The following is a 23,167-nucleotide window of genomic DNA, read 5'->3' as shown; positions in this document are numbered from 1 at the left end:
CCTCTCGGCGCTGACCGCTCACCAGCGCGCCCCCGTCCTCAAGGGCAGGCCGTCTGCTCGCCTTGTGGCCGGCCACGGTACACCCGATACACCCGGCGGCGCGACGACCACCGGCGGCTCGGCCGGCTCCGCTCCTCCATCCAGGAAACGCGCGGCGTCGGGCCATTGCCTGCAGGTACACAGGGCTCCTCGCAAGGAAGCCACTCCCCCGCGAGCGACACGCCGCGCGCGTCCTCCAGGACGCCCCGCGCCCGGAGCCACGCGGCGAGCGCCTCGCCGAGCTCGCGCATGCTCGACCAGCGCGAGGACGGCTCCTTCCGCAGCCCGCGCTCCACGATCGCCCAGAGATCCGCGTCGAGGCCGCACGTGTCGACGAGCGACGGCACCGCGTCCTGCAGCACCGCCCGCAGGCCGTCCAGCGCGTTCCTTGACGAGAACGGAGGCCGGCCGGACAGGAGCTCGTACAGCATCGCGCAGAGCGACCAGATATCGGCGCGGCGATCGAGGTCAGGGACGGCGAGCACCTGCTCCGGCGGCATGTAGTCGGGGGTGCCGAAGACCTCGAAGCTCGCCGACGCCTGGCTCGCCTCGCGCTCGGAGACGACCTTCGCGACGCCGAAATCGATGATCTTCGGCTGGACCCGGCCGCCGCCGCGGCGCACCAGCATCACGTTGTCCGGCTTGAGGTCGCGGTGGACGACCCCCTTCTCGTGCACCGCGTGCATCGCGCCCGCGACCGGGAGGAGCAGCGCGATCGCCCGCTCCGGCGTCATCGCCGCCTCGCGCGAGAGCGCGCTCCTCAGCGACTCGCCCTCGATGAGCTCCATCACCAGGTAGGGATCCCCCGCCGCGGTCTCGCCGAGGTCGAAGATCCGGACGACCTCCGCGTGGTTCAGCCGGCCCGCGGCGCGCGCCTCGCGGACGAAGTACTCCGAGAGCTCCGGCGACCGGAGCTCGGGCCGCATCAGCTTGATCGCGACCTCCGACCCGAGCGCCACGTGCGTCGCGAGCCAGACCGTGCCCATCGCCCCCTCGCCGATCCTGCGGACCAACCGGTACTTGCTCGCGACGAGATCCCCGTCCTCGTAGTGAACGCGACACGCGGGCTCGTCGAACGGTTCGTCGAGATCCCAAACGCCGCCGCCCGTACCGCTCCAGGTGTCCGTGGTCTCGATGCGCGACATGATCTCTCCTGCCCCGGCTGCGCGGCCTCGCCGCGCCCATGACCGCTCTTGACCGCTGTAAAGCAGACGGCGTGCCATCCCTGACAAACATGGAAAGCTGCCCCATGGAAAGGTGCTCCGATGCGCCGGAGCGCCCCATGAAACCCGCTCGATACCGACAGAGACGCCCCATGGCGCCGCCCATGGGGCACTCGGCCACACCCGCCCAAGCGGCGCCCCCGGGCCCCGGCAAAGATGATTTACTGCGGCTCCCCCGCATGCGGACCGAACGGAGGCCTCCCTGATCCCGGCGGCCGCGCTGCGCGCCCTCCCCTACGCCGCCACGCTCGCCGGCGCGCTCGTCTTCGCGGCGCTGCTGCGCCTCGCCCTCCGGCGCGGCGCGCTCCGCCGCCCGATCCTGCTCGGCTGGATGGTGGCCGGCGCGCTGCCGGCGCTCTACGTGGGCCTCGTCTGGTGCGGCCTGCTCCCGGACGCCTATCTCCGGCTCGCGCGGCCCTGGGGCGCGCTGCTCGCGCTGGGCGCCACGTCGTTCATCGCGCTCCGGTACCTCGCGCTCGCGCTCGCCTCGCAGCACGCACGCCGGCAGGGGGCGTGGCGCGCGCGGCTCAGCGACTTCCTCGCCCCCTTCGCCGCGTTCGCCGCGGCCATGGCCGTGGCCGGGCCAGAGCTTGGCCGGCCACTCGACCGGCTCACCGTCCTGGTCGCAATCGATCGCAGCCGCTCGATCGACCTCGTACCGAGCGCCGACCGGCGCGTCGCGCAGGAGCTCTCCGTCGCCGAGCTCGGCATGCGCGAGGACGATCGGATCGCCACCATCGCGTTCGCCGCGGGCGCGGCGACCGAGGATCCGCCGCGCCCGCGCTCGCAGCTCGCGGCCCCGCAGCGGGTCGCGCTCGGTCGCGACGGGACGGACCTCGCCGCCGGCATCCGGCGCGCGCTCGCCGAGGTGCCGCCGGACTCCGCGGCGCGCGTCGTGCTGCTCAGCGACGGCGTCGCGACCCGCGGCGACACGATGGCCGCGGCCGCCGCCGCTGTCGCCGCCGGCCTCCAGGTCGACGTGCTCCCGCTGGAGCAGCGGCTCGTCCCCGACGTCCGCGTGGTCGCCCTCCGCGCGCCCGCGCGCGCCGACGAGGGGGAGGCGCTCGATCTGCGGCTCGTCACCTCGTCGCCGTCCCCGGCCGAGGTCGAGATCCGCCTCCGCCGCGACGGGGAGCTCATCGCCCGCACCGAGGCCTCGATCGCCGCGGGAGAAGACGTGCTGCGCATCCGGGAGAAGGCGCCGGGGCCCGGGCTGCACCGCTACGACGTCGAGATCACCGCGAAGGATCCGAGGCTCGACGAGGCCGCCGAGGACAACGCGGCGAGCGCGTTCCTGCGCGTCCGCGGGGCCGCTGCGGCCCTCGTGCTGGAGGGCGACGCCGGGCAGGGCGCGTTCATCGCGCGGGCGCTCGCGGACGGCGCGTTCCGCGTGGACGAGGGCGGCCTGAGCCGCGTCCCTGCCGATCTCGGCGAGCTCGCCGGCTACGACGTCGTGGTGCTCAGCGACATCCGCGCGTCGGATCTCTCGCCGGGCCAGATCGACGCGCTCGCGAGCTACGTCCGCGACCTCGGCGGCGGGCTCATCCTGATGGGCGGCGATCGGAGCATGGGGCCGGGCGGCTACGCGCGGACGCCGCTCGAGGAGATCTCGCCCGTCGCGTTCGACCTGAAGCAGGAGCGGCGGCGGGCGAGCCTGGCCGAGGTGATCGGCATCGACATCTCCGGGTCGATGGCGGCGACCGCCGGCGCCCACACGAAGCTCGAGCTCGCCAACGAGGCCGCCGCCCGGTCGGCCTCGCTGCTCGGCGCCGGCGATCGGCTCGGCGTCGCGCACGTCGACACGGCGGTGCGGTGGAGCGTGCCGCTCGGGCCGGTCGCGAACGGCGCCGCGATCGAGAAGGCGATCCGCGCGGTGGGCCCGGGCGGCGGCGGCATCTACGTCGACATCACCCTCGAGGCGGCCTACAAGGCGCTCGATCGGGACACCTCGAGCCTGAAGCACGTGCTGCTCTTCGCCGACGGGTCGGACGCGGAGAACATGGGGCCGTGCCGCGCGATGGTGGAGGCAGCGATGCGCCGCGGGACGACGACGAGCGTCGTGGCGCTGGGCCAGGGCAACGACGTGCCGGAGCTCGAGGCGCTGTCGCGCATCGGCGGCGGCCGCTTCTACCTCGTCGAGGACGCCACGCGGCTGCCCGCGGTGTTCACGCAGGAGACCATCATGGCGGCGAAGAGCGCGATCGTGGAGGAGCCGTTCCACGTCGCGCTGGGCGCGCCGTCGTCGATCACCGCCGGCGTGCCGTTCGGCGAGGCGCCGCCGCTCGGGGGCTACGTGGTGACGGTCGCCAAGAGCCGGTCCACGGTGCTGCTGTCCGCGCCGGAGGGCGATCCGGTGCTCGCCGTGTGGTCGGCGGGGCTCGGCCGGGCCGCCGCGTTCACGAGCGATCTCAAAAGCCGCTGGGGCGCCGCATGGACGCGCTGGCCCGGCGCGGCGCGGATGATCGCGCAGGCCGCGCGCGACGTGACGCGCAAGGAGGAGGATCCGCGCGTGCGCCTGGAGGCGGACGCGTCGGGCGGCGAGCTGTCGGTGCGGGCCAGCGTGATCGGCGACGACGGGCGGGCGCAGTCGTTCCGCCGGCTGGTCGTGCACGTCGCGGGGCCCGACGGCTTCTCGCGAGAGCTCCCGCTCGAGGCGACGGGCGCGGGCGCGTACACGGCGAAGCTCCCGCTCTCGCGGCCGGGGACTTACGTGGCGGTGGCCCGGGACGAGCTCACGGGGGAGGCGGTCGGGACGACGGGGGCGGCGATGACCGCCGGCGAGGAGCTGCGCCCGACGGGCAGCGATCTGTCGCTGCTCGGTCGGATCGCGGAGTTCACCGGCGGCAAGCGGCGCGACACGCTCGCGGGCATCTTCGAGGATCGGGCGTCGAAGCGCTTCGCGTACCGGGACGCGACGCCCAACCTGGTGTTCTTCGCCGCGCTCGCGCTGCTGCTCGCGGTGGCGGCGCGGCGGCTCGCGCTGCCGGAAGCTGCGGCGGCGTGGATCGCGCGGGCGGGAGAGCGGCTCCGCGCGGCGCGGTGGGGAGCCGCCGCGGAGCCGGCCGCCGCGGGCGCGACCGTGGGGGCGCTGCTGTCGGCTCGGGAGCGGGGGCGCGAGCGGCGCGAAGGCGCGCAGGCGGGACCGGCGCTGCGCGATGACGGGCGCGGCGGGGGCGAGCCGGCGGGGACGATGCCAGGGAGGACAGCGCCGCCGGCGGGGACGATGCCAGGGAGGACAGCGCCGCCGGCGGGGACGCCGGGACCTCAACCTGGGTCGGCGGCGTCGTGGCCTCAACCTGGTTCGTGGCCTCGATCTGGGCCGACGGTGGGGCCTCAACCTGGGTCGGCGGCGGGGCCTCAACCCGCGTCCCCGGGGGGCGGACACGCAACGGGCGCGGGCGGCGCGGCGCCGGAGGGACGACCGCTCACGGCGGCGGAGAAGATCTTGGCGCGACGCCGTGGGCGGAGGTGACGCGACAGAGCGCGGCCGTGCCGCGCACGTCTGCGAGATGCCGCGCTTCGTGGCGCGCGAGGATCTCGGCGGCCTGAGCTGTCGCTTCATAGGAGAGCGATCTCTTCGTGTAGATGCTGCTCCAACAGCTTATAGGGAAGCGCAACCTTTCCTGGGTTTGATGGATCAAGAAGCCTCGCAGCACTGCGCAAGTACTCGGGCTCCCAGACTCCTCCTTCTTTGAGGAGCGGCCAGTTTGCAACAGCGATATCGCCACCCTCGATGATGGTCAGGTGCCCTCGCCAATGGTTTTGGTAGTAGCGGCCGGAGTGAGGCAGGTAGCAAACAAAGACTATCGCTCTCTCTCCGTCCTTGAGGGTCACGTTGCCCCAATGACCCGGTGAACCGACAAATTCCAACAGGCCGTCACCATAGCGCTTTGGACCCTCGAACCGTCTCGAGAAAACCTTCTCGACGAAGCCTGTGTACTGCTGAGCGCCGCATTCCTGAACTCGCATCAGCAGCGCGTCGCACTCGCGAATCTTCTCACGAAATAGAACGTTGTCGCACTGCTTCGTCATGCCGAAATTCCTAACGTCGTAATCACCTGCAATGCGCGACACATCTACGCATTTTCACATGTAGGCAGCGAACCGTGGCACCCTTTCTCCATATTCCCGAGGATGACAGACGCTGCTCGGCCACAAAAATGTGCTGACCACGATGATCGACACCCACATCGTCGACCGCGGCCCCCTCGGCGTCATCGGCCCCCTTGACCGCTGACCGCCGCCTCAGCGGGGAGCGCATTGAGCTCCGACCCCACCCCGTCGTGCCGGCCCCACTCATCGTGGAAAGGTAGCGTACCTGACGGCTGCCCCGCCGTATCAAGGAGACCAACGCGTGTTCGTGCGGGCTCCACACCGGACGACTCGAGCTCGGCCGGGGCGTCCACGCCGCGCGCTCGCGATGGGCATCCCCTCGCCGATGCCGTCATCGTCACACCCACCGGGGCAGCTCCTTCTCGAAGCAGGCGGGCGGACCAGGATCTGGGCGCCGGCGTCCCGCTCCAGGCCCACGTCATCGTCACGCCGAGCGGGCGGTACCACGCTGTCCTGGAGTAGCCGTCGCGGAGCCATCTCCGCGACCACGTAGAACCGTGGCGCGCTACGCGAGCGCTCCGCCGGCGTGCGCCGGCGCTGCCGGGTGCCCCGGCGGGAGCCCGAAGCGCTGCCGCACCTGCGCGATGCCGACGCCCACGCCCCCTGCGGCGAGCGCGAGCGGCCAGGGCTTCCCGGTCGTCTGCCGGATGAACGCGCGCACCCGCCCGACGTCCTCGAGGACCGCCGTCAGCCGCGCCGGATCGTTGAAGTTGTTCACGAAGGCGTTCGCGAGCGCCTGCTGCCCGCTCGTGTTGTCCGCTCGCCCGTCGCTGCCGTATTGCGCCATGAGGAAGTGGGCCATCGTGGGCGTCACCCCGGCGAGCAGGATGTTGTTGAACCGGTCGGTGGGCCCGCCGTGGCGCGCATAGAAGCGATCGAAGGTGCGCGTCATCCATTCGGCGTCGAACGGGCGCTCGCCGTGCTGCACGATGCACTCGACCAGGTTGCGCGCCATCTTGTTGCCGCTGTTGGCCCCCTGGCCGCCGATCGGATCGATCGACATCGCCGTATCGCCCAGCGGCGTCACGATCCGGCCGGAGGGCAGCCGTCCGACGGGCTTGCGCACCGCGGGGACGACCCGCCCGTTCTGCCATCCGTGCTTGTCCGACAGCTCGGCTCCCTTGAACCATTCGTAGTCCCAGGGGATGAGCTCCTTCACCAGCCCCTTCGCGATCGCGATGATCTCCTCGCCTGACTTCGCGCCCTGGAACCTGTCCAGCGGCCCTCCGGGCACCGCCTCGACGAGACAGTTCCAGCTCGGTCCCACGTCCTTGTGGTGGTAGGGCACCCAGAACGCCTCCCCGATGCCCGCGAACAGGTTGAACTTGACGGGCAGCATCGGGATGCCGTCGAACCCGAGCTTCGGGCCGGTCACGCACATCATGACGATGTTGCGCTGCGCCTCCGTGTGGACGTTGCGCTCGGCGTCTCGCTCGAACAGGTTGCACAGCTCGCCGCGTCCCGTGGCGACGACGGTCAGGTCGTTCTCGGCGGCGATCGTGTCGAGCCGCGCGATCGTGACGGGCTCGATCACGATCTTGCCGCCCCGCCGCTCGAGCTCGAGCATCCACCGGTGGCTCTGGAGCCGGAGATCGATCGCGAAGAAGTGCTGCTCCAGGCGGCCCGCCAGCGTCAGCAGGCGGTTGCCCGGCGTGGCAGACGCGGTCACCTGGGCGCCGTGGCCCCGGGGCGCGGCGTCCTCCCAGAAGGCCAGCCCGAGCTCGCGCTCGAACGCGAGCGCCACGTCGAACCGCGCAGCGGTGCCGGTCGGCTTCGACTCGTTGAGCCACTGCTCGGGCGTGCGATCCGAGTAGAGCGTCACCTCGTAGCCGGCCTTCACCAGGCCGTGCGCCGCGAGCAGGCCGGCCTGTCCAGACCCCACGATAGCTATCTTCCGCATGAGGAACCCCCCGGGTTGGGTTGGTCTGCGCTCGCCTCAAGGACGACGCGCGCCGAGCCATCCGAGTCGGTTCGCCGTAGGGCCACAGCAGGCGTCGCGAGCAAGGAAAGCCCAGTCAAGAGAGACCGTATCACCCGAGCCACCCCCGCAGGAAGCGCCCACACGCGCGCGCTCACCCCCCTCCGTACCGCGCGTCGCTCCCGCCACGCTCCCGCGTTCCCGCCGGAGAGAGCCCTCGGGGGGAGGGGGTGTCGCGCGGGGGGCGAGGGGGAGGGCCCCACGAACCCGAGCGCCGGCCCGCATCGCAGCGACTCCTCATGGACTCGCCAGCTCCGTTCAGCAGGCCATTGCCACCAAAAGGCGCGAGTTCGTGGGAGGGCCCCCCTCGCCCCCCGCGCGACGCCCCCTCCCCCCGAGGGCTCCGCTGCAGTCAGTCCATAGGGAGCGCCCCGCCACCGAGGCCGCCCGCCGGTTGCGAGGCGCAGCCGCTTGGAGTAGCGTCCGCGCCGCCGCGGCGCCGGGCGATCCAGTTCGCCCAGCTCCAGCGGACGAGCCGGGCGTCTGGTGCGCGCCCCGGCTCGCGCGGCTCCCTCCGCGCACAGGAGACGAGAATGGCCCGAGGCTCGACAACGACGCGCAGCGAATCGGACGCTGCCGAATCGCTCATCGGACGGGGCGCCCGCATCCGCGGGCGTGTCCATGGCGACGGCTCGCTCCGGGTCGAGGGGAGCGTCGAGGGGAACATCCAGCTGGCTGGCGACCTCGAGATCGAGGACGGAGCGACGGTCACCGGAGACGTCGAGGCGAGCTCGCTCGTCGTCTCCGGCCAGCTCACGGGGGACGTTGTGTCGCGCGGCCCCGTCACGATCCGGGCGACCGCACAGTACGCCGGAAACGTGGGCGGCAGCGAGGTGATCCTCGAGGAAGGCGCGGCGTTCACCGGCCGCATCGAGGCGGAGTTCGACCTCCCGGCCGAGCTCTCGGAGCGGACCACCGGCGGGCGCGGGCATGCCCCCCGGCGTGAACCGGCGGGCCGGTAGCGCGCGTTGACGGACGAAGAATCGCGCCGCGAGGGCGCGGCGAGGAGCACGAACGTGGCGGGTACGATCATCGGAAACGGGCTCACGATCGAGGGCGAAATCACCTCCGACGAGGAGGTGATCGTCGCCGGGACAGTGCGCGGAAAGCTCACCGTCGAGGGGCCTCTCACCATCGACGCAGGGGCGCTGATCGAAGCGGACATCGGGGCGGCGTCGCTCCAGGTGGGCGGCAACGTGACCGGCAACGTCACGGCGGCCGATCGCGTCGATCTCCTCGCTGGCGGTCGACTCGTCGGCGACGTGAAGGCGTCGCGGCTGACCATCGCGGACGGAGCCTCGTTCAAGGGCAACGTCGACATGGACGTGTAGCCGATGGCCGCCCAGTCCTCGATCGGGCCGACGACGGCCATCCGCGGCAACGTGCAGGGCGACGGGGATCTCGAGATCCTCGGCCGCGTCGAGGGGAGCGTCGTCGTGACCGGCGACGTGACCATCGGCGAGGGCGCGCTCATCCAGAGCGACGTCCGCGGGCGGCGCGTTGTCGTCCGCGGCGCCGTCGCCGGGAACATCTCCGGTGACGAGGCCGTGATCCTCGAGCCCGGCGCGCGCGTCGTCGGCGACCTCGGCGCGCCGCAGATCGGCATCCACGCGGGCGCCCTGGTGCGCGGCAACGTCACCACCGGCGCGCCGCTCGCCGCGGTCCCCGCCCCCGCCCCGGCGCGGGCCGCCGCGGCGGCACCTGCGCCGCGCGCCGCTGCGGCGCGGCCGGCGCGTGCGCCGGCGGAGCAGCGCGCGCCTGCGCCGCCCGCCCGGCCTGCGCCGCGCGCCGCGCCTGCCCCCGCGCGCCCCGCCCCGGCGGCGCGCCCCGCCCCGGTCGTCGAGGCGAGGCCCGCTCCTGCGCCGGAGCCGCGCCTCGCGGCCGTTCACGACGACGAGGAGGCCGATCTGTCGGCTTCGGCCGCCGGCGAGGGTGATGAGCCCGAGGCGGCCGAGAGCGCCGGCGGGCCGCCGCCGCCCGTGGTCCCCGCGCTCCGGAAGGGGGCCGCGAAGGCCTCGCTTCGCAAGCGGGGCGGCCGGTGAGCGCCGCCGGCGCCTCGGAGCGGGAGCGGCTCGTCGCGCTGCTGCGCGAGCGCTCGTTCGAGCAGAAGCGCGTCCTCCTCGCGTCCGGCCGGGAGAGCGACTTCTTCATCGACTGCAAGCAGTCGGTGCTGACGGCCGAGGGCCATGCCCTCGTCGGCTCGCTCATGTTCGAGGCGCTCGGCGCGCTCCCGCGGTGCGAGGCCGTCGCCGGTGTCGAGCTCGGGGGGTGCCCCCTCGCGAGCGCTGTGTCGCTCACGAGCTTCCTGCGCGGCCGCCCCCTCCCCGCGCTCTACGTGCGCAAGGAGGTCAAGGACCACGGCTCGCGGCGCCTCGTCGAGGGCGATCGCGGCCTCGTGCCCGGGATGCCCGTCGCGATCCTCGAGGACGTGATCACGACGGGCGGCTCGACGCTGAAGGCGGTCGAGAAGCTGCGCGCCGCGGGCGCCTCGGTCGTCGGGGTGATCGCCCTGGTCGACCGCCTCGAGGGCGGCGTGGAAGCGATCCGCGCGGCGGGGCTGCCGGTCGTCGCGATCTGCACCCGCCACGACTTCATCCCGGACAACCCGCCCGGCTGAGGCTGCGCGACGCGCAGCTCGGCCGAGGCGACGGCACGCTGCCCGCCGCCTCGACGAGCGGCGCGCTGCTCCGCCACCTCGGCTGCGCGCTACTCTGCCGCCTTCGCCTGCTGCTCGCCGAGGAGCGGGTAGCCGAGCGCCTCGCGCTGCGCGACGTACGTCTCGGCGACCGCCCGCGCGAGCGCGCGGACCCGGCCGATGAAGCGCTGCCGCTCGGTGACGCTGATCGCGCCCCGCGCGTCGAGGACGTTGAAGCGGTGGGCCGCCTTCACGACGAAATCGTAGGCCGGGAGCACCAGCGCCTTCTTCGGATCGATCGCCGCCCCCTTCGCCGCCGGATCCGCGCCCCGGTACAGGAGCCGCTTCACCTCGGCCTCGCAGACATCGAACGCCGTGAAGTGCTCGGCGATGTCGGCCTCCTCGAAGTTGTAGGTCGACCACTCCCACTCGGCGCGCTGGTAGATGTCCCCGTAGCGCACGATCTTCCCGCCGGTGTTCGAGTAGACGACGTCGTAGATGCTGTCCTTGTCCTGCAGGTACATCGCGATCCGCTCGAGCCCGTAGGTGAGCTCGCCGGACACGGGGCGGCAGTCGATCCCGCCGATCTGCTGGAAGTAGGTGAACTGCGAGATCTCGAGCCCGTCGATCCACACCTGCCAGCCGAGCCCCCACGCCCCGAGCGTTGGCGACTCCCAGTCGTCCTCGAGGAACCTGACGTCGTGATCGAGCGGGTTCGTGCCGATCGCCCGCAGCGACTCCAGGTAGAGGTCCTGGATGTCGATCGGGCTCGGCTTGAGGATCACCTGGAACTGGTGAAACTGCTGCATACGGTTCGGGTTCTCCCCGTAACGACCGTCCGCGGGCCGCCGGGAAGGCTCGACGAAGGCCACATTCCAGGGCTCGGGGCCGAGCGCGCGCAGGAACGTCGCCGGGTTGAAGGTGCCGGCGCCGACCTCCGAGTTGTACGGCTGCACGATGAGGCAGCCGCGATCGGCCCAGAACTTCTGCAGGGTGAGAATGAGGTCTTGGAAGGTCATGGGAGGGCCGGTTCTTAGCCTGGATCGCCCGCGCAGGCGACGCCCCGCGTAGCGTCGCCCGCACGGTCCGCCCGGCGCGCTGCCTCCGGGCCTGCGCGCCGCGCGCCGGACGCCGCACCGGCGGCCCCGCGGCCATCCACCGCCGCCCGCGACCACCCCGTCGAGGACGGCCCGCCTCGGTCCGCCCCTGCCCCGGGAGGTCCGCAGGCTGCTTGCGGTTGACCGGCGCGCGGCGTAGGTTCCCGCTCGATTATATGGGAGCCCATGTATCCTCGACAGCGCGCCGGAAGAGCCCCGCGCGGCAGGCCCCCGGTGGGCCCGACGCGCAGCGGGTCATGGACGCGATCCGCTCCATCGTCCAGCGCCTGCGCGTCTCGTCGCGCGCGTGCGAGCGGCAGCTCGGCCTGAGCAGCGCGCAGCTGTTCGTGCTGCAGCAGCTCGATCAGGCCGCCGCGTCCTCGATCGCCGAGCTCGCGCAGCGCACGCTGACGCACCAGAGCTCGGTGTCGGTCGTGGTGACGCGCCTGGCCGAGCGAGGGCTGGTCACCCGGCGCGCCTCGCCTGAGGACGCGCGCCGGACCGAGATCTCGCTCACCCCTGCCGGCCGCGCGCTGCTCCGCCGCGCGCCCCGCACCGCGCAGGCCGAGCTCGTCACCGCCGTCGACCGCCTGCCCGCCGACGAGCGCAGCGCGCTCGCGCAGAGCCTCGCCACCCTCGCCCGGGCGCTCGGCGCCGGCGACGAGGCCCCCCCGCTGTTCTTCGAAGGCGAGGAGACCCCCGCCGGAGCCAAACCCGAAGCGATAGACCGCGAGGAGAGCTGAATTGTCCAGATTGAACGCCCCACCCCCAACAGTCACCGAGAGCATCCCGGTCGCGCCCTCGATGAGCCCGACCCTCGAGGACCTCCGCGTCCCCGCGCCCAACGCCGCCGTTGACCGGCGGGTCGTCCTCGTCAGCGGCCTCGCGATCGCGCTCGGCGGCGTCGCCTTCCTCGCGGCGGAGCTGCTCACCACGCTCATCGCCGTCATCACGAACCTCGCGTTCTTCGGCCGGCTGTCCGCCGCGCCCGCGTCGCCCGCCGAGCACAACCTGGGCCTCCTCGTGCTCGTGGTGCCGATCGTCGGCGCGCTCGTCGTCGGCGTGATGGCGCGCTACGGCTCGCAGGCGATCCGCGGCCACGGGATCCCGGAAGCGATGGAGCAGGTGCTGTTCAACCAGAGCCGCATCCCGCCGCGGATGACGCTGCTCAAGCCGCTCTCGGCGGCGATCGCCATCGGCACCGGCGGTCCGTTCGGCGCGGAGGGCCCCATCATCGCGACCGGCGGCGCGCTCGGCTCGCTGCTCGGGCAGCTGCTCCGGATCACCGCGGACGAGCGCAAGACGCTGCTCGCCGCGGGCGCGGCGGCGGGCATGTCGGCGACCTTCGGCAGCCCTGTGGCGGCCGTGCTGCTCGCGATCGAGCTCCTCCTCTTCGAGTACCGCCCGCGCTCGGTGATCCCCGTCGCCCTCGCCGCGACCACGGCGACCGCGGCGCGCCTCTGCGCGGGCCACACCGCGCCCGCGTTCGAGATGGCGGCCGTGTCGCCCTCGACCGGCCCCGCGCTCGCCTTCTACATCGTGCTCGGCGCGGTCCTCGGTCTCGCGGCGATGGCCGCCACCCGCGCGATCTACGCGATCGAGGAGGCGTTCGAGCGGCTGCCGCTCCACTGGATGTGGTGGCCGGCGATCGGCGCCGTCGCGATCGGCGTCGTGGGTTACTTCGCGCCGCGGACGCTGGGGGTCGGGTATACCAACATCGACGACATCCTGAGCGGCCGCCTGGCGCTCGCCGCGCTCGTGTCGCTCTCGCTGATGAAGTTCATCTCCTGGTCGATCGCGCTCGGCAGCGGCACCTCGGGCGGGACGCTCGCGCCGCTCTTCACCGTCGGCGGCGCTCTCGGCGCGATCCTCGGCCTGGCCGCGACCGCGCTCCTCCCCGAGCTCGGCGTGGACGCGCGCGTCGCCGGGCTCGTCGGGATGGCGGCGATCTTCGCGGGCGCGTCCCGGGCGCTCCTCGCGTCCGTCGTCTTCGCCTTCGAGACGACCCGGCAGCCGATGGGGCTGCTGCCGCTGCTCGGCGGCTGCAGCGCGGCCTTCCTCGTCTCCAGCCTGCTGATGCGGCACTCCATCATGACGGAGAAAATCGCCCGCCGCGGCGCGCGCGTGACGGTCGAGTACGCGGCCGATCACCTGGCGCAGATCACCGCGGGCGAGGCCGCCTCGCGCCCCGCCGTGACGCTCTCCGCCAGCGATACGATCGAGACGGCCCGCGCCTTTCTGCTGTCGCAGGCGGCGGGCTCGCGCCACCAGGGCTTTCCGGTCGTGGACGACCGGGGGGAGCTCGTCGGCGTGGTCACCCAGCGCGATGTGCTCACCGAGCAGGCCGGTACCATCTCGATCCGCCACCTGGTCCGGCGGCCGCCTGCCGTGGTGTTCGAGGACAGCTCCTTGCGCGAAGCCGCCGATCACATGGTCACCGAGGGGGTGGGGAGGCTCCCTGTCGTGTCCAGGCAGGCCCCCCGCAAGGTCCTCGGGATCCTGACGCGCAGCGACCTGCTCGACGCGCATCGGAGCCGGATCGACGCCGGCAAGCGCCGCGAGCAAGCCCTTGCCGCCGCGATGCGGCGCGGAAGTCCGGCCATCCCGGACCGGGCCACCGCGGAGCAGAGCTAGTCCACGAAGTAATCGCGATCGCCCGCCAGGCCCTGCTCGAGCGCGGCCATTCCCTTGGCGACGTCGAGCTTCACGCCCTCTCGCTGGAAGCTCATCCCCATCGCGTAGAGCGTCTTGAACAGGTTGTGCGAGCGGCACTGCTCGCCCATCTGGCCCACACGCACGATGTTGAGGCCGAAGGCGCCCGAGATCTCGACGCGGAAGGCCTTGGTCATGTACTCGCGGATCCGCGCGCTATCGACGCCGGCCGGCAGCTTGATGGCGAGCACGCTGTTGAGGCGCACGTCCTTCGACGCGAACAGCTCGAGCCCCATGGCCTCGAGTCCCGCCTGCATGGCCAGAGAGCTCATCTCGTGGCGACGGAACCGCCGCTCGAGCGTCTCCTCGCAGACGAGGCGCAGCGCCTCGTGCAGCGCGAGCACGCCGGGCACCGGCGCCGTGTAGTGGTACTGCTGGTAGCCCCAGAACCGCTGCGCGCGCGTCGCGTCGTAGCACCAGTGCGGGCGCGGCAGGGGGCGCTCCTCGACGACCTTCCACGCGTCCTGCGAGAACGCGCAGGCCGAGACGCCCGGGATCGACGACAGCGCCTTCTGCCCGCCGACGATGCCGACGTCGATGCCCCACTCGTCCATGTGCACCGGCATGGCCGTGAGCGTGACCACCGCGTCGACGATCGTGAGGGCGCCCTGCGTCTTCGCGAGCTTGCAGATCTCCGGCATCTCGACCATGCGGACGCCGCAGGACGTCTCGCCGTGCGCCATCGTGACCACGTCGTAGCGCTGCTTCTTCAGCGCCTCCCGCACGTCCGCGAGCGTCACGGGGCGCCCGGGCGGCCCCTCGAGGAAGGTGACGTCGGCGCCCACGCCGAGCGCCATCTCGCCGAGGCGCCCGCTGAACGTCCCCACCTTCAGGCAAAGGACCTTGCGCCCGGGCCAGCACAGGTTCGCCACGGCCATCTCCATCGCCGCGGACGCGGGCCCGGCGAGGCCGAGGATCTTGTCGCTGCGCGTCTGGAACGCATAGGCCGCCATGTACTTCACGTTCTGGATAACGCGGTCCATGGTGGGGCCGAGGTGATTGATGATGACCCCGTTCGCCTGGGCCACCGCCTGCGGGATGGGCACCGGACCGGCGCCCATGAGCAGCAGCGGCTCGGACGGCAGGATCGCGGCGAGGGGCGTGATCGGCGGGGGCAGGATCGAGAACGACATGGCCAGGACCTTGGGCAAAAGCGCGGAGCCCGCTAGCAAGCCCAAAGCCTCCTGCGGCGTCAAGCGTTACCCGGCGAGCGGACGCGGCGCCGGCGGAAACGCGGAGCCGGCGCCTGATTCCGCGCCACGGGCCACAGGGGGCCCAGCTCGTCGTACGACCTTGGGGGATGAGCCGTGCGACGAGCAGGGCCCCTCCGGCCTGCCGAGCGGGAGGGGAGCGCGCCGCGCCGCCTGAGCCTGGATCGCGCTCACGGACCGCGGCGCCTGCTCCGCGCCTCCGGCTCTCGGCCCGAGGTGCTCCCGGACGTTACAGATCGCGGCAGCGGATCGAGAGCTCCTTTATCCAGCGCCGTGAGCCGGTATCGGGCGTGGCGCCTCAAGAGAGGATCGCTCGGCCCGCTCATACCACCGTACGGCGCCGCGCGATCGCCTGATAGCCGGCGGTCAGCAGGATGGCGCCGATGAGGGACATGAAGAAGCCAGCCGGCTCACCCTCACGGTACATGAACAGCATGCGGCCGAGCAGCCCGCCGATGAAGGAGCCGACCACGCCGATGATCATCGAGACGACCCACCCGCCCGGCTCACGTCCAGGAACGATGAGGCGCGCCAGAGCACCGACGACGAGGCCAAACAGGAGAAAGAGAATGAACGACATGATGAACCTCCCAGAAAGGAGCGAAGTGCTCCTCGTTGCTATGCAGGCTGTTCAGCAAACGCCGCGCCATGCCGTGGAGTCCCGGCTCTCCACAGACGCCCAGCCGAGCTGAACGCCGCGGACAGAGCGCTCGCACCACCGCATCCACCGCGAAATCCGACCGCAGCGCGGTGCGCCCCCAGGAGAGAGGGGACCGTCCGGTCGGACCGTGGGACTGCTTGCTTGGCCGCCGCGTGGCGTATTGCCTCAGGCGAGCCGAGAGGCAGAGCGCGGGCGAGGTAGCCTGCCCCAATCGCCCTTGCGCGTCCTCGAAAAGAACGTCTGCCATGCGATGGCGCACCGGTTGCTACATCCCGAGGTTGCCAATGCGAGGTCGACGGCGGCGGCGCGCTGCAGAGAGGCTCTGCGGAGGCCACGCCACGAGGAGGATGCAATGAGCAACGCAAGCGATCGCAATGAAGGGGCCGCCGAAGAGCTGGGCGGCAAGATCAAGAAGGGCCTCGGCCAGCTGCTCGGCGACGAGCAGATGGAAGCGGAGGGGCGCGCCAAGGAGCTCCGAGGAAAGGTCCAAAAGGAGGACGCCAAGGCGGAGGAGCGCGCGAAGGGCGCGGTCGAGGAGGCCGCCGGCGCGCTCAAGAACCGAGTCGGCAAGCTGGTCGACAACGAGCAGATGGCCGCCGAAGGGAAGGCCAAGGAGCTCAAGGGAGAGAACCGGCAGAAGGCCAATCAGTAACCAGCGAGAGGCCGCGCTCTGGCGCCGCCCGGGTGTCCGGCGGGGCGGGCCGTCTCCGGCGCCGCTCTAGCCGCTCACCAGGCGCGAGCGCGGCCGTCTCCGGCGCTGCCCCGCGGGCCCGGCCGTCACGCCTCCGTGGCCGAGACGCCGTGCCGCTGGAGGAGCTCGCGCAGGTGGCTGCGGTCCATCCGCGCCGCGCGGGCCGCGCGGGAGAGGTTGCCGCCGTTCGCGCGCACGAGCGCCGTGAGGAACGTGCGCTCCCAGCGCGCCACGGCGCGCTCCTTCGCCTCGCGGAACGACAGGCTGAGCTCGTCGTCCCGGGGCGCCGGGAGCGCCGGAGAGCCGCTGTCCGCCCCCTCGGAGCCCATCACGGCTTCGCGGAACAGCGCGGGATCGATCATCAGCACCGCGCGCTCCACCGCGCCGCGGAGCTCGCGGACGTTGCCCGGCCAGTCCTGCCGCATGAAGGCCTCGAGCAGCTCGCCGGGGGGGCTCTGGTCCTGCCCCTGCGCGAGCTGCCGGTAGAAATGCGCGGTGAGCAGCGCGATGTCGTCGGGTCGCTCGCGCAGCGCGGGGACGCGGAGGCGGACGATGTTGAGCCGGTAGTAGAGATCCGACCGGAAGTTTCCGCGGTTCACCTCCTGTCGGAGATCGCGGTTGGTCGTCGCGATGACGCGGATATCGAGCTTCGTCGGCTCGATCGTGCCGATGCGCCGGATCTGCCGCTCCTCGAGCACGCGCAGGAGCTTCGGCTGCATGTCGAGCGGGAGCTCGCCCATCTCGTCGAGCAGCACGGTGCCGCCCCGCGCCGCCTCGAAGGCGCCGGCGCGCGCCGCCTGCGCGCCCGTGAACGCCCCCTTCGCGTGCCCGAAGAGCTCGGCCTCGATGAGCGTCGGCGGGATGGATCCGCAGTCGATCACGACGAACGGCCCCCCGGCGCGCGGGCTGCTCTCGTGGATCGCCTCGGCGAGCAGGCCCTTGCCCGTGCCCGTCTCGCCCTCGATCAGCACCGTCGAGTCCGACGCGGCGATCCGCGGCAGCGCCCCGAAGATGCGGCGCATCGCGGCGCTCTGCCCGAGCACCCGGCCGTACCGCTCCTCGTCGCCGAGCGGCTCGCGGATCTCCTCGGCCAGCGGCTCGAAGCGGAGCGTGGACTGCCCGACCCCGAGCAGGGCGCCCGGCAGGAGATAGGCCGCCTCGACGCGGAAGCCGGAGAGGGTCGTGCCGTTCTTGCTGCCGAGATCGCGGAGCAAGAAGCCCCGCGGGGTGACCGAGATCACGCAATGGTGCCGCGACACCGCCCGGTCGGTCAGGATGAGCTGGTTGCCGGGCGCCGTGCCGATCACGAACTCCGTCGCGTCCGACGTCTGGGACGCCCCGGCGTCCGGGCCGGCCGTCACCTGCACGCGGAAGCGGCTGAACGCGATCTCCTTGGAGCGGACCTTGAGGAGCGCCGTCTCGGCGCTCGGGTGGATCTTCGGCTCGGACGCCATTTCGCCAGTCTACCACAGGGAGCGCGGCGCGAGATCGCCCGCCGGTCCGCTCGCCCCGGCGCGCGCAGGGGCGCCGCGTGGCGTGGACGTCAGCGCGTCAGCGCCGCGCCCCAGCGGCTCGCCCCGGGAGAGCTCTGGCTCGCTGCCGTCAGGGCCTTTGAACCCGTGGCGATAACGTCCTGGAGAGGGGCAGTATGGGCCCTATCGTAAACACTATTTCTTTTACTGTTTCCTCTCGATGGATAGGAAGGGATAGGAAGGATGACCGACGGCCGGGCCCGGCAGTCACGGAAGGCGCGCGTCGTCGCCGGCGCCGCGAGAGGCGAGCTCCCCTTGTCGCTTCGGCGCGCGGCGGCTAAGAGGTCTCCCCATGATGCGAGGCGCGCGCAGCGATATCACGAAGGCCGTCGGCGACACGCCGATCGTCAAGCTGAACCGAGTCACGGAGGGGCTCGAGAGCGACATCTATGTGAAGTGCGAGTACCTGAACCCGGGCGGCAGCCACAAGGATCGGGTCGCGCTGAACATGATCCGCGACGCCGAGGCGAACGGGCTCAGGCCCGGCGGGACGATCGTCGAGGCGACCAGCGGCAACACCGGCGCCGCGCTCGCCATGGTCGCGGCCATCCGGGGATACAAGTGTGTCTTCGTCATGCCGGACAAGATGTCGCAGGAGAAGATCGCGACGCTGCGCGCTTATGGCGCCCGCGTCGTGGTCTGTCCCACCGCCGTCGAGCCCGACGACCCGCGCAGCTACTACCAGGTGGCGAAGCGCATCGCCGACGAGACGCCGAACTGCTTCTACGCGAACCAGTACCACAACCCGTCGAACCCCGAGGCCCACGTCCGGTCCACCGGCCCCGAGATCTGGGCGCAGTGCGGCGACGAGCTCGACGTCTTCGTCGCCGGCATGGGGACAGGGGGCACCCTGAGCGGCATTGGCAAGTTCCTCAAAGAGAGGAAGCCGGAGATCAAGATGGTCGGCGTCGACCCGGTCGGTTCGCTCTATTACGATTACGTGAAGACCCAGCGGATCACAAAGCCGTTTGCTTACAAGGTCGAGGGGATCGGCGAGGATTTCTTTCCGAGCACGATGAACCTCAAGATCATCGACGAGATCATCCGGGTCGACGACAAGGAGTGCTTCCTGATGACGCGGGACCTCGTGCGGCTCGAGGGCCTCTTCGTGGGCGGCTCCGGGGGCGCGGCGGTGGCCGGCGCCATCAAGTATGCGCGGCAGAGCGGGAAGAAAGAGAACATCCTCGTCCTCTTGCCCGACGGCGCGTCCAAGTACATCTCGAAGATCTTCAATGACGACTGGATGCGAGAGAACGGCTTCCTCGAGGAGGACAAGGGACTCGGGACGGTGCGCGACCTGCTCGCCGTCAAGCCCAGCGGGGCGGTGGTCACCGCCGACGCGAACGCCCGGGTCCGCGAGGTCATCGACATGATGAAATCGCACGGCATAAGCCAGCTCCCGGTGACCCAGGGCGGCAAGCTGCGCGGGATGGTCCACGAGATCGACCTGCTCCGGCACCTCGTGACGGGGAGCGGCACGCTCGACTCGAGCATCGGAGGGCTCGTCGAGAGCGACTATGCGACCGTGACGCCCGCGACGAAGGTCGAGCTCCTGAAGGGCGTCCTGAGCGACGCGAAGATCGCGCTCGTCGTCGACAAGGAGACGGTGCTCGGCGTCGTGTCCAAGATCGACCTCATCGACTATCTTGCCCGCAAGGCGACGCCGGCCATCGGCTGAGCGCCCGGGCTCCGGCTGGAAAGGGACGACCGCGGTGACCTACGATCTCGACACGGTGCGGCGCGCGCTGCACGACCATATCGCGAAGGAGATCCTGCTGCGCAAGGCGCCGCTCGCCCTGGACGAGGATCTCTTCGCGGGCGGGTCCGGCTTCGACTCGATGTCGCTGACGCGGGTGCTCGTGTTCATCGAGCAGCGCTTCGGCGTGAGGATCCCGGACGAGGAGGTGGACCTCGACGCGGTGTCGACCGTGGACAGCATGGCGCGCTTCGTCGCCGGCCGCATCGCGGTCGCGCAGGGCTAGCGGGGAGCGAGTGACCGGCACGTTCCGCCTGCGCAGCGAGGACCTGGCCGCGCGCGGGGACGCCATCGCGCTCGCGTCGCGCGGCGCCGCGGTGACCTACGCCGAGCTCGCGGCGCGCGCGGCGGCCGTGGGCGCGGCGCTCGCCGGGGCGGGCGTGCGCCCGGGAGACCGGGTGGCGCTGCTCTCGCTAGGCCGGGCGCACGACGAGCCGGTGGCGCTCGCCGGGGTGCTCACGGCCGGCGCCGTGGCGGTGCCGCTCGACGCGACCGCGCCGCCGGCGCGGCTCGGGCGGATCGCGCGGGCCCGGGGGTGCCGGGCGCTCGTGCTCGACGCCGCGGCCGCGGGCCTCGCCGACGGCATCGACGCCGAGCTCGGCGGGGGCCTGCCGCGCGTGGAGCTCGACGCCGAGGGGCGCACGCTGCGCGGGGCGGCGCGCGCCGATGTGGGCGGCGACGGCGGGGCCAGCCGCGATGGCGGCGCCGTGGCGCAGGACGTCGCGTGCATCCTGCACACGTCGGGCAGCACGGGCGAGCCGAAGCCGGTCCCCATCACGTGGGCCGGGCTCGATGCGTTCACGGCCTTCTGCATCGACCTCATCGGGCTCACGCCGGCGGATCGGGTCCTCCGCGTGGCCGAGCTCGTCTTCGATCTCGCCTGGTTCGACCACCTCGCGACGTTCCGCGCAGGCGCGACGCTCGCGACGATGGCGCGGCGCGACCTCGCCTCGGGCCGCGCGCTCCGCGACGCGGTGAGCGCGCTCGCGCCAACGGTCATCTACGGCGTGCCGTCGATGTTCATGAAGCTCGTCGCGGCGCTCCCCGCGGCGGACGCGGGCGTCCCGGCGCCGGCTGGAGCGCTCTCCCCCCCCGTGCGCGCCATCCTCTTCGCCGGCGAGGTGTTCCCGCCGCGCGAGCTCGCGGCGCTGGCGGCGCGGGCGCCCGGCGCGGCGCTCTATAACCTCTACGGCCCGACCGAGACGAACGTCTGCACGTTCCACCGGGTCGACCGCGCGGCGCTCGACGGGGCGAGCGAGGTCCCGATCGGCGTCGCGTGCCCCTACGCCGCCTGCGCGCTGCTCGCGCTGGACGCCGACGACGAGAGCGGCCGGGTCATCGAGGGCCCCGGGACGGGCGAGCTCGTGGTCTCGGGGCCGACGACCGTGGACGGCGGCCCGTACCGGACCCGCGACCGGGTGGAGCGCAAGGCCGACGGGCTCTTCTACTTCCGCGGCCGCATCGACCGGATGGTGAAGATCCGTGGTTATCGGGTCGAGCCAGGCGAGGTCGAGGCGGCGCTGGCGTCACACCCCGCCGTGCGCCAGGCCGCGGTGATCGCCGTGGAGGACGCGCGCCTCGGCAAGACGCTGCGCGGCTTCGTCGCCCTCGCAGGGGACGCGGACGACCGCTCGCTCAGGCTGTACCTTGCGGAGCGGCTGCCCCCGTACATGGTCCCTGAGAAGATCGTCGCGATGGACGAGCTGCCGCGGACCTCGACGGGGAAGATCGATTATCGCGCGCTGTCCGGCTGAGCGCGCTCGACGAGCCGCGATCCCACGATGTGTGTCGCGCCGCCTCATCGATGGTTGAGGCGGCGCGTGCTCAGGGTGACTCGGCGACGACCTGCGATTCATTGAACAGGAGGGCCTCGGGGTAGCGCTCCGCGACGGAGCGTGCATCGAGGCTCTCGGTATCGAGGCGCGTGCGCCCGCGGAGACGACCTTCGCACTGACCCACGAGCGTTTCGAGCGGCTCGGCGTAGCGGGCCTTCCCGACGTACACGGCCCCCTCCGGCCCCCACGCGGCCTCGAAGACCATACCCGCCTCCTCCTCGCGCTTCTGGATCCCCAGCCGATCGTAGATCTGGATGCGTGTCCCCTCGCGCGTATGGGACCGCCCATCGCCGCAGTAGTCGGCGCGCACCATCCGAACGCACGCGAGGTGGTGGTTCCGAAGGGAGATGCCGCCCACCGTCTTCCATGGCTTGTAGCCCCAGCGCGCGCACTTTCCGACGACGCCGCTCGTGCAGCCGAACGTGATCACGTCCTCCGCTGCCACGTAATCGCCGGAGGCTTTCCAGTAGCCTTGCAGCGGTATGGCGACCGTCCTCCCGTCGCGATCGGCCCGGCAGAAGGGCTTCCAGTCGCCTCCCTGCGGATCGCGGTACGAGACGGTATAGAGGAAGAGATCGCCGTCCGCGTCCTTCGCGTCGTTCTCGATCGCGTCGATCCGCAGCGTGACCGGGGCTCCACGCTCGTCGCGCGCTTCGAGCACATCCCCGGCGCCGATCGGCGATCCGGAGGACGAGCCTTCGCACCCTGCCATGAGCGCCGCAGCGGCCAGCGCGACGGCAGCGAGCACGTTGGTTTTGCGCGCGTTGCGCGGTCCGAGCGTGGAGGCCATGGTCGTCCTACCTCTCCGGTGAATGGCGGGTCAGCGGCGGATGAGGCGACCGTCGACCAGCTTCACGCCGGCGACCTTCATTCCGGTGGTCACCGAGGAGCCATTCCACGCACCGCCGTTGAGCTTTACGCCATTGAGCCTCACGCCCGCGGACGCCACCCCGGCGCCGAGGACGAGGGCCACTGCAACGAGACCGAAAGATACGAGCTTCTTCATGATAACCTCCGACCGTTCACGGTCTGGCCGCGCTGATCGCGGCCGCGGAGGAGTGAGCAATCGCCGTGCCGTCGTGGACGTTCTCCCCGAGGGCCATTTCCTCCGAGATCGCTCTCCGTGGCGGTGCCATTGACGGAAGGCAGCGGGCCTGCCCGACACGCCACGGGTCCTCCAGGCCACGCATCCCGGGGACCTCACGAGCACTCTCGTGCGGGCCCGGGTGCACGCCAGCCTCGCTCGTCAATCGTGCACGCTCGAGCGATCACTCGTCAATACCAGGCTCGGCGCGAGGCGCTGTCCCGCGTCCCTTTGCGGTTCCCTCGACCCGCGCCGCGCGCCTGGGCTCCGGGGGTCTCACCCCAACGTACACACCCCGGTCGCCGTCAACCGTTCGGCGCCATCATGAACCACTCGTGGTACACGTGCGCGACATAGAATCGCTCGCCCTGCACACGGTCGCACACGGCGAGGAAGCCCGCGGAGAAGAACTCGAGCCGCGGGTCGTCGACGTAGGTCGTGTCCTTCAGGAAGATGATCAGGCTCTTGCCGTCATCTCCAAGGATCGTGCGGACGATGGTGATGTTGGGGTGGTGCGACCGGCCCACCGGCAAGAGCACGTCATGTCCCGCGATCTGCATGAACTCTGCCGGATCGGGCTTGTAATCGTCCTCGATGTCC

The 23,167-nt window shown here is 71.9% G+C and carries 21 protein-coding genes; 11 read left to right on the top strand and 10 right to left on the bottom strand.

All coding sequences use genetic code 11. The features are described from left to right. Positions 1-38: 38 nt before the first annotated feature. Complete coding sequence (locus tag WME79_RS02405; RefSeq protein ID WP_437531385.1) at positions 39-1,184, bottom strand: serine/threonine-protein kinase; 1,146 nt, start codon at positions 1,182-1,184, stop codon at positions 39-41. Positions 1,185-1,593: 409 nt separating this feature from the next. Between WME79_RS02405 and WME79_RS02400 the strand changes: the two genes are divergently transcribed. Next, positions 1,594-4,734: a VWA domain-containing protein gene (locus WME79_RS02400; protein ID WP_437531384.1), complete on the top strand. Its 3,141-nt coding sequence runs from the start codon at positions 1,594-1,596 to the stop codon at positions 4,732-4,734. Positions 4,735-4,820: 86 nt separating this feature from the next. Here WME79_RS02400 and WME79_RS02395 read toward each other — a convergent pair whose 3' ends face one another. Both WME79_RS02395 and WME79_RS02390 read right to left on the bottom strand, forming a co-directional pair. Next, positions 4,821-5,294, bottom strand: a complete 474-nt coding sequence (locus WME79_RS02395) for a hypothetical protein (protein WP_437531382.1) — start codon at positions 5,292-5,294, stop codon at positions 4,821-4,823. Between the two features lie 586 nt (positions 5,295-5,880). Beyond that, complete coding sequence (locus WME79_RS02390) at positions 5,881-7,275, bottom strand: styrene monooxygenase/indole monooxygenase family protein (protein WP_437531381.1); 1,395 nt, start codon at positions 7,273-7,275, stop codon at positions 5,881-5,883. A gap of 611 nt (positions 7,276-7,886) precedes the next feature. Here WME79_RS02390 and WME79_RS02385 point away from each other — a divergent pair. Genes WME79_RS02385 through pyrE form a run of 4 tightly spaced genes read left to right on the top strand, consistent with a single transcriptional unit; the run spans position 7,887 to position 9,970 of the window. After that, positions 7,887-8,315, top strand: a complete 429-nt coding sequence (locus WME79_RS02385) for a bactofilin family protein (RefSeq protein WP_437531379.1) — start codon at positions 7,887-7,889, stop codon at positions 8,313-8,315. Positions 8,316-8,369: 54 nt separating this feature from the next. Further along, entirely contained in the window at positions 8,370-8,684 is a 315-nt protein-coding gene (locus WME79_RS02380) for a bactofilin family protein (RefSeq protein WP_012233083.1), read from the top strand. Between the two features lie 3 nt (positions 8,685-8,687). Continuing rightward, positions 8,688-9,395 (top strand): bactofilin family protein, encoded by a 708-nt coding sequence (locus tag WME79_RS02375; protein ID WP_437531377.1) that lies wholly within the window; start codon positions 8,688-8,690, stop codon positions 9,393-9,395. Then, positions 9,392-9,970 carry an orotate phosphoribosyltransferase gene (gene pyrE / locus WME79_RS02370; RefSeq protein ID WP_437531375.1) on the top strand — a complete coding sequence of 193 codons (579 nt, stop codon included), beginning with the start codon at positions 9,392-9,394 and terminating at the stop codon, positions 9,968-9,970. Before WME79_RS02375 ends, pyrE begins: the two co-directional genes overlap by 4 nt. A gap of 89 nt (positions 9,971-10,059) precedes the next feature. On the opposite strand, the gene glyQ is transcribed toward pyrE, so the two are convergent. After that, entirely contained in the window at positions 10,060-11,007 is a 948-nt protein-coding gene (gene glyQ, locus WME79_RS02365; RefSeq protein WP_437531373.1) for a glycine--tRNA ligase subunit alpha, read from the bottom strand. Between the two features lie 254 nt (positions 11,008-11,261). Between glyQ and WME79_RS02360 the strand changes: the two genes are divergently transcribed. Together WME79_RS02360 and WME79_RS02355 are read left to right on the top strand one after the other, a co-directional pair. Next, the gene (locus WME79_RS02360; RefSeq protein WP_437531371.1) at positions 11,262-11,828 is read left to right on the top strand and encodes a MarR family winged helix-turn-helix transcriptional regulator; all 567 of its coding nucleotides are present in this window, start codon (positions 11,262-11,264) and stop codon (positions 11,826-11,828) included. Positions 11,829-11,889: 61 nt separating this feature from the next. Then, positions 11,890-13,719 carry a chloride channel protein gene (locus WME79_RS02355; RefSeq protein WP_437531369.1) on the top strand — a complete coding sequence of 610 codons (1,830 nt, stop codon included), beginning with the start codon at positions 11,890-11,892 and terminating at the stop codon, positions 13,717-13,719. On the opposite strand, the gene WME79_RS02350 is transcribed toward WME79_RS02355, so the two are convergent. Then, positions 13,716-14,930, bottom strand: a complete 1,215-nt coding sequence (locus WME79_RS02350) for a pyridoxal-phosphate-dependent aminotransferase family protein (protein ID WP_437531367.1) — start codon at positions 14,928-14,930, stop codon at positions 13,716-13,718. The two genes, WME79_RS02355 and WME79_RS02350, sit on opposite strands and share 4 nt — an antisense overlap. 400 nt (positions 14,931-15,330) lie before the next feature. Then, entirely contained in the window at positions 15,331-15,588 is a 258-nt protein-coding gene (locus WME79_RS02345; RefSeq protein WP_437327298.1) for a GlsB/YeaQ/YmgE family stress response membrane protein, read from the bottom strand. A 433-nt stretch (positions 15,589-16,021) separates the two neighbouring features. Between WME79_RS02345 and WME79_RS02340 the strand changes: the two genes are divergently transcribed. Next, a complete protein-coding gene (locus tag WME79_RS02340) occupies positions 16,022-16,321 on the top strand; it encodes a CsbD family protein (RefSeq protein ID WP_437531365.1) in 300 nt (99 codons plus the stop codon). A 125-nt stretch (positions 16,322-16,446) separates the two neighbouring features. On the opposite strand, the gene WME79_RS02335 is transcribed toward WME79_RS02340, so the two are convergent. Continuing rightward, the gene (locus WME79_RS02335; RefSeq protein ID WP_437531363.1) at positions 16,447-17,814 is read right to left on the bottom strand and encodes a sigma 54-interacting transcriptional regulator; all 1,368 of its coding nucleotides are present in this window, start codon (positions 17,812-17,814) and stop codon (positions 16,447-16,449) included. A gap of 370 nt (positions 17,815-18,184) precedes the next feature. On the opposite strand from WME79_RS02335, the gene WME79_RS02330 reads away from it, so the two are divergent. From WME79_RS02330 to WME79_RS02320, 3 genes are read left to right on the top strand one after another with little or no spacing between them, the layout of a single operon-like run. Beyond that, positions 18,185-19,570, top strand: coding sequence for a cystathionine beta-synthase (locus tag WME79_RS02330; RefSeq protein ID WP_437531362.1), 1,386 nt, complete (start codon positions 18,185-18,187; stop codon positions 19,568-19,570). A 34-nt stretch (positions 19,571-19,604) separates the two neighbouring features. Further along, complete coding sequence (locus tag WME79_RS02325; RefSeq protein WP_437531360.1) at positions 19,605-19,874, top strand: acyl carrier protein; 270 nt, start codon at positions 19,605-19,607, stop codon at positions 19,872-19,874. A gap of 10 nt (positions 19,875-19,884) precedes the next feature. Continuing rightward, positions 19,885-21,402 (top strand): AMP-binding protein, encoded by a 1,518-nt coding sequence (locus tag WME79_RS02320; protein ID WP_437531358.1) that lies wholly within the window; start codon positions 19,885-19,887, stop codon positions 21,400-21,402. A gap of 70 nt (positions 21,403-21,472) precedes the next feature. Here WME79_RS02320 and WME79_RS02315 read toward each other — a convergent pair whose 3' ends face one another. The 3 genes from WME79_RS02315 to WME79_RS02305 form a co-directional block, all read right to left on the bottom strand. Further along, positions 21,473-22,273, bottom strand: a complete 801-nt coding sequence (locus tag WME79_RS02315) for an ADYC domain-containing protein (protein WP_437531356.1) — start codon at positions 22,271-22,273, stop codon at positions 21,473-21,475. Between the two features lie 30 nt (positions 22,274-22,303). Further along, positions 22,304-22,489, bottom strand: a complete 186-nt coding sequence (locus tag WME79_RS02310) for a hypothetical protein (protein ID WP_437531354.1) — start codon at positions 22,487-22,489, stop codon at positions 22,304-22,306. A 383-nt stretch (positions 22,490-22,872) separates the two neighbouring features. Next, positions 22,873-23,127: a hypothetical protein gene (locus WME79_RS02305; protein WP_437531352.1), complete on the bottom strand. Its 255-nt coding sequence runs from the start codon at positions 23,125-23,127 to the stop codon at positions 22,873-22,875. Positions 23,128-23,167 lie beyond the last annotated feature (40 nt).

Source organism: Sorangium sp. So ce726, assembly GCF_051521405.1.
Lineage (GTDB): Bacteria > Myxococcota_A > Polyangia > Polyangiales > Polyangiaceae > Sorangium.
Note: the sequence above shows the minus strand (reverse complement) of the source record. Positions and strands in the feature narration are given on the sequence as shown.

What these genes read in the sequence shown, in the direction of transcription:
- WME79_RS02395 (WP_437531382.1), bottom strand. Translation starts at nt 5,294, where the DNA reads ATGACGAAGCAGTGCGACAACGTTCTATTTCGTGAGAAGATTCGCGAG.
- WME79_RS02400 (WP_437531384.1), top strand. Translation starts at nt 1,594, where the DNA reads ATGGTGGCCGGCGCGCTGCCGGCGCTCTACGTGGGCCTCGTCTGGTGC.
- WME79_RS02405 (WP_437531385.1), bottom strand. Translation starts at nt 1,184, where the DNA reads ATGTCGCGCATCGAGACCACGGACACCTGGAGCGGTACGGGCGGCGGC.
- glyQ (WP_437531373.1), bottom strand. Translation starts at nt 11,007, where the DNA reads ATGACCTTCCAAGACCTCATTCTCACCCTGCAGAAGTTCTGGGCCGAT.
- WME79_RS02335 (WP_437531363.1), bottom strand. Translation starts at nt 17,814, where the DNA reads ATGGCGTCCGAGCCGAAGATCCACCCGAGCGCCGAGACGGCGCTCCTC.
- WME79_RS02340 (WP_437531365.1), top strand. Translation starts at nt 16,022, where the DNA reads ATGAGCAACGCAAGCGATCGCAATGAAGGGGCCGCCGAAGAGCTGGGC.
- WME79_RS02360 (WP_437531371.1), top strand. Translation starts at nt 11,262, where the DNA reads ATGGGAGCCCATGTATCCTCGACAGCGCGCCGGAAGAGCCCCGCGCGG.
- WME79_RS02375 (WP_437531377.1), top strand. Translation starts at nt 8,688, where the DNA reads ATGGCCGCCCAGTCCTCGATCGGGCCGACGACGGCCATCCGCGGCAAC.
- WME79_RS02355 (WP_437531369.1), top strand. Translation starts at nt 11,890, where the DNA reads ATGAGCCCGACCCTCGAGGACCTCCGCGTCCCCGCGCCCAACGCCGCC.
- WME79_RS02310 (WP_437531354.1), bottom strand. Translation starts at nt 22,489, where the DNA reads ATGAAGAAGCTCGTATCTTTCGGTCTCGTTGCAGTGGCCCTCGTCCTC.
- WME79_RS02345 (WP_437327298.1), bottom strand. Translation starts at nt 15,588, where the DNA reads ATGTCGTTCATTCTCTTTCTCCTGTTTGGCCTCGTCGTCGGTGCTCTG.
- WME79_RS02305 (WP_437531352.1), bottom strand. Translation starts at nt 23,127, where the DNA reads ATGCAGATCGCGGGACATGACGTGCTCTTGCCGGTGGGCCGGTCGCAC.
- WME79_RS02315 (WP_437531356.1), bottom strand. Translation starts at nt 22,273, where the DNA reads ATGGCCTCCACGCTCGGACCGCGCAACGCGCGCAAAACCAACGTGCTC.
- WME79_RS02385 (WP_437531379.1), top strand. Translation starts at nt 7,887, where the DNA reads ATGGCCCGAGGCTCGACAACGACGCGCAGCGAATCGGACGCTGCCGAA.
- WME79_RS02330 (WP_437531362.1), top strand. Translation starts at nt 18,185, where the DNA reads ATGATGCGAGGCGCGCGCAGCGATATCACGAAGGCCGTCGGCGACACG.
- WME79_RS02350 (WP_437531367.1), bottom strand. Translation starts at nt 14,930, where the DNA reads ATGTCGTTCTCGATCCTGCCCCCGCCGATCACGCCCCTCGCCGCGATC.
- WME79_RS02390 (WP_437531381.1), bottom strand. Translation starts at nt 7,275, where the DNA reads ATGCGGAAGATAGCTATCGTGGGGTCTGGACAGGCCGGCCTGCTCGCG.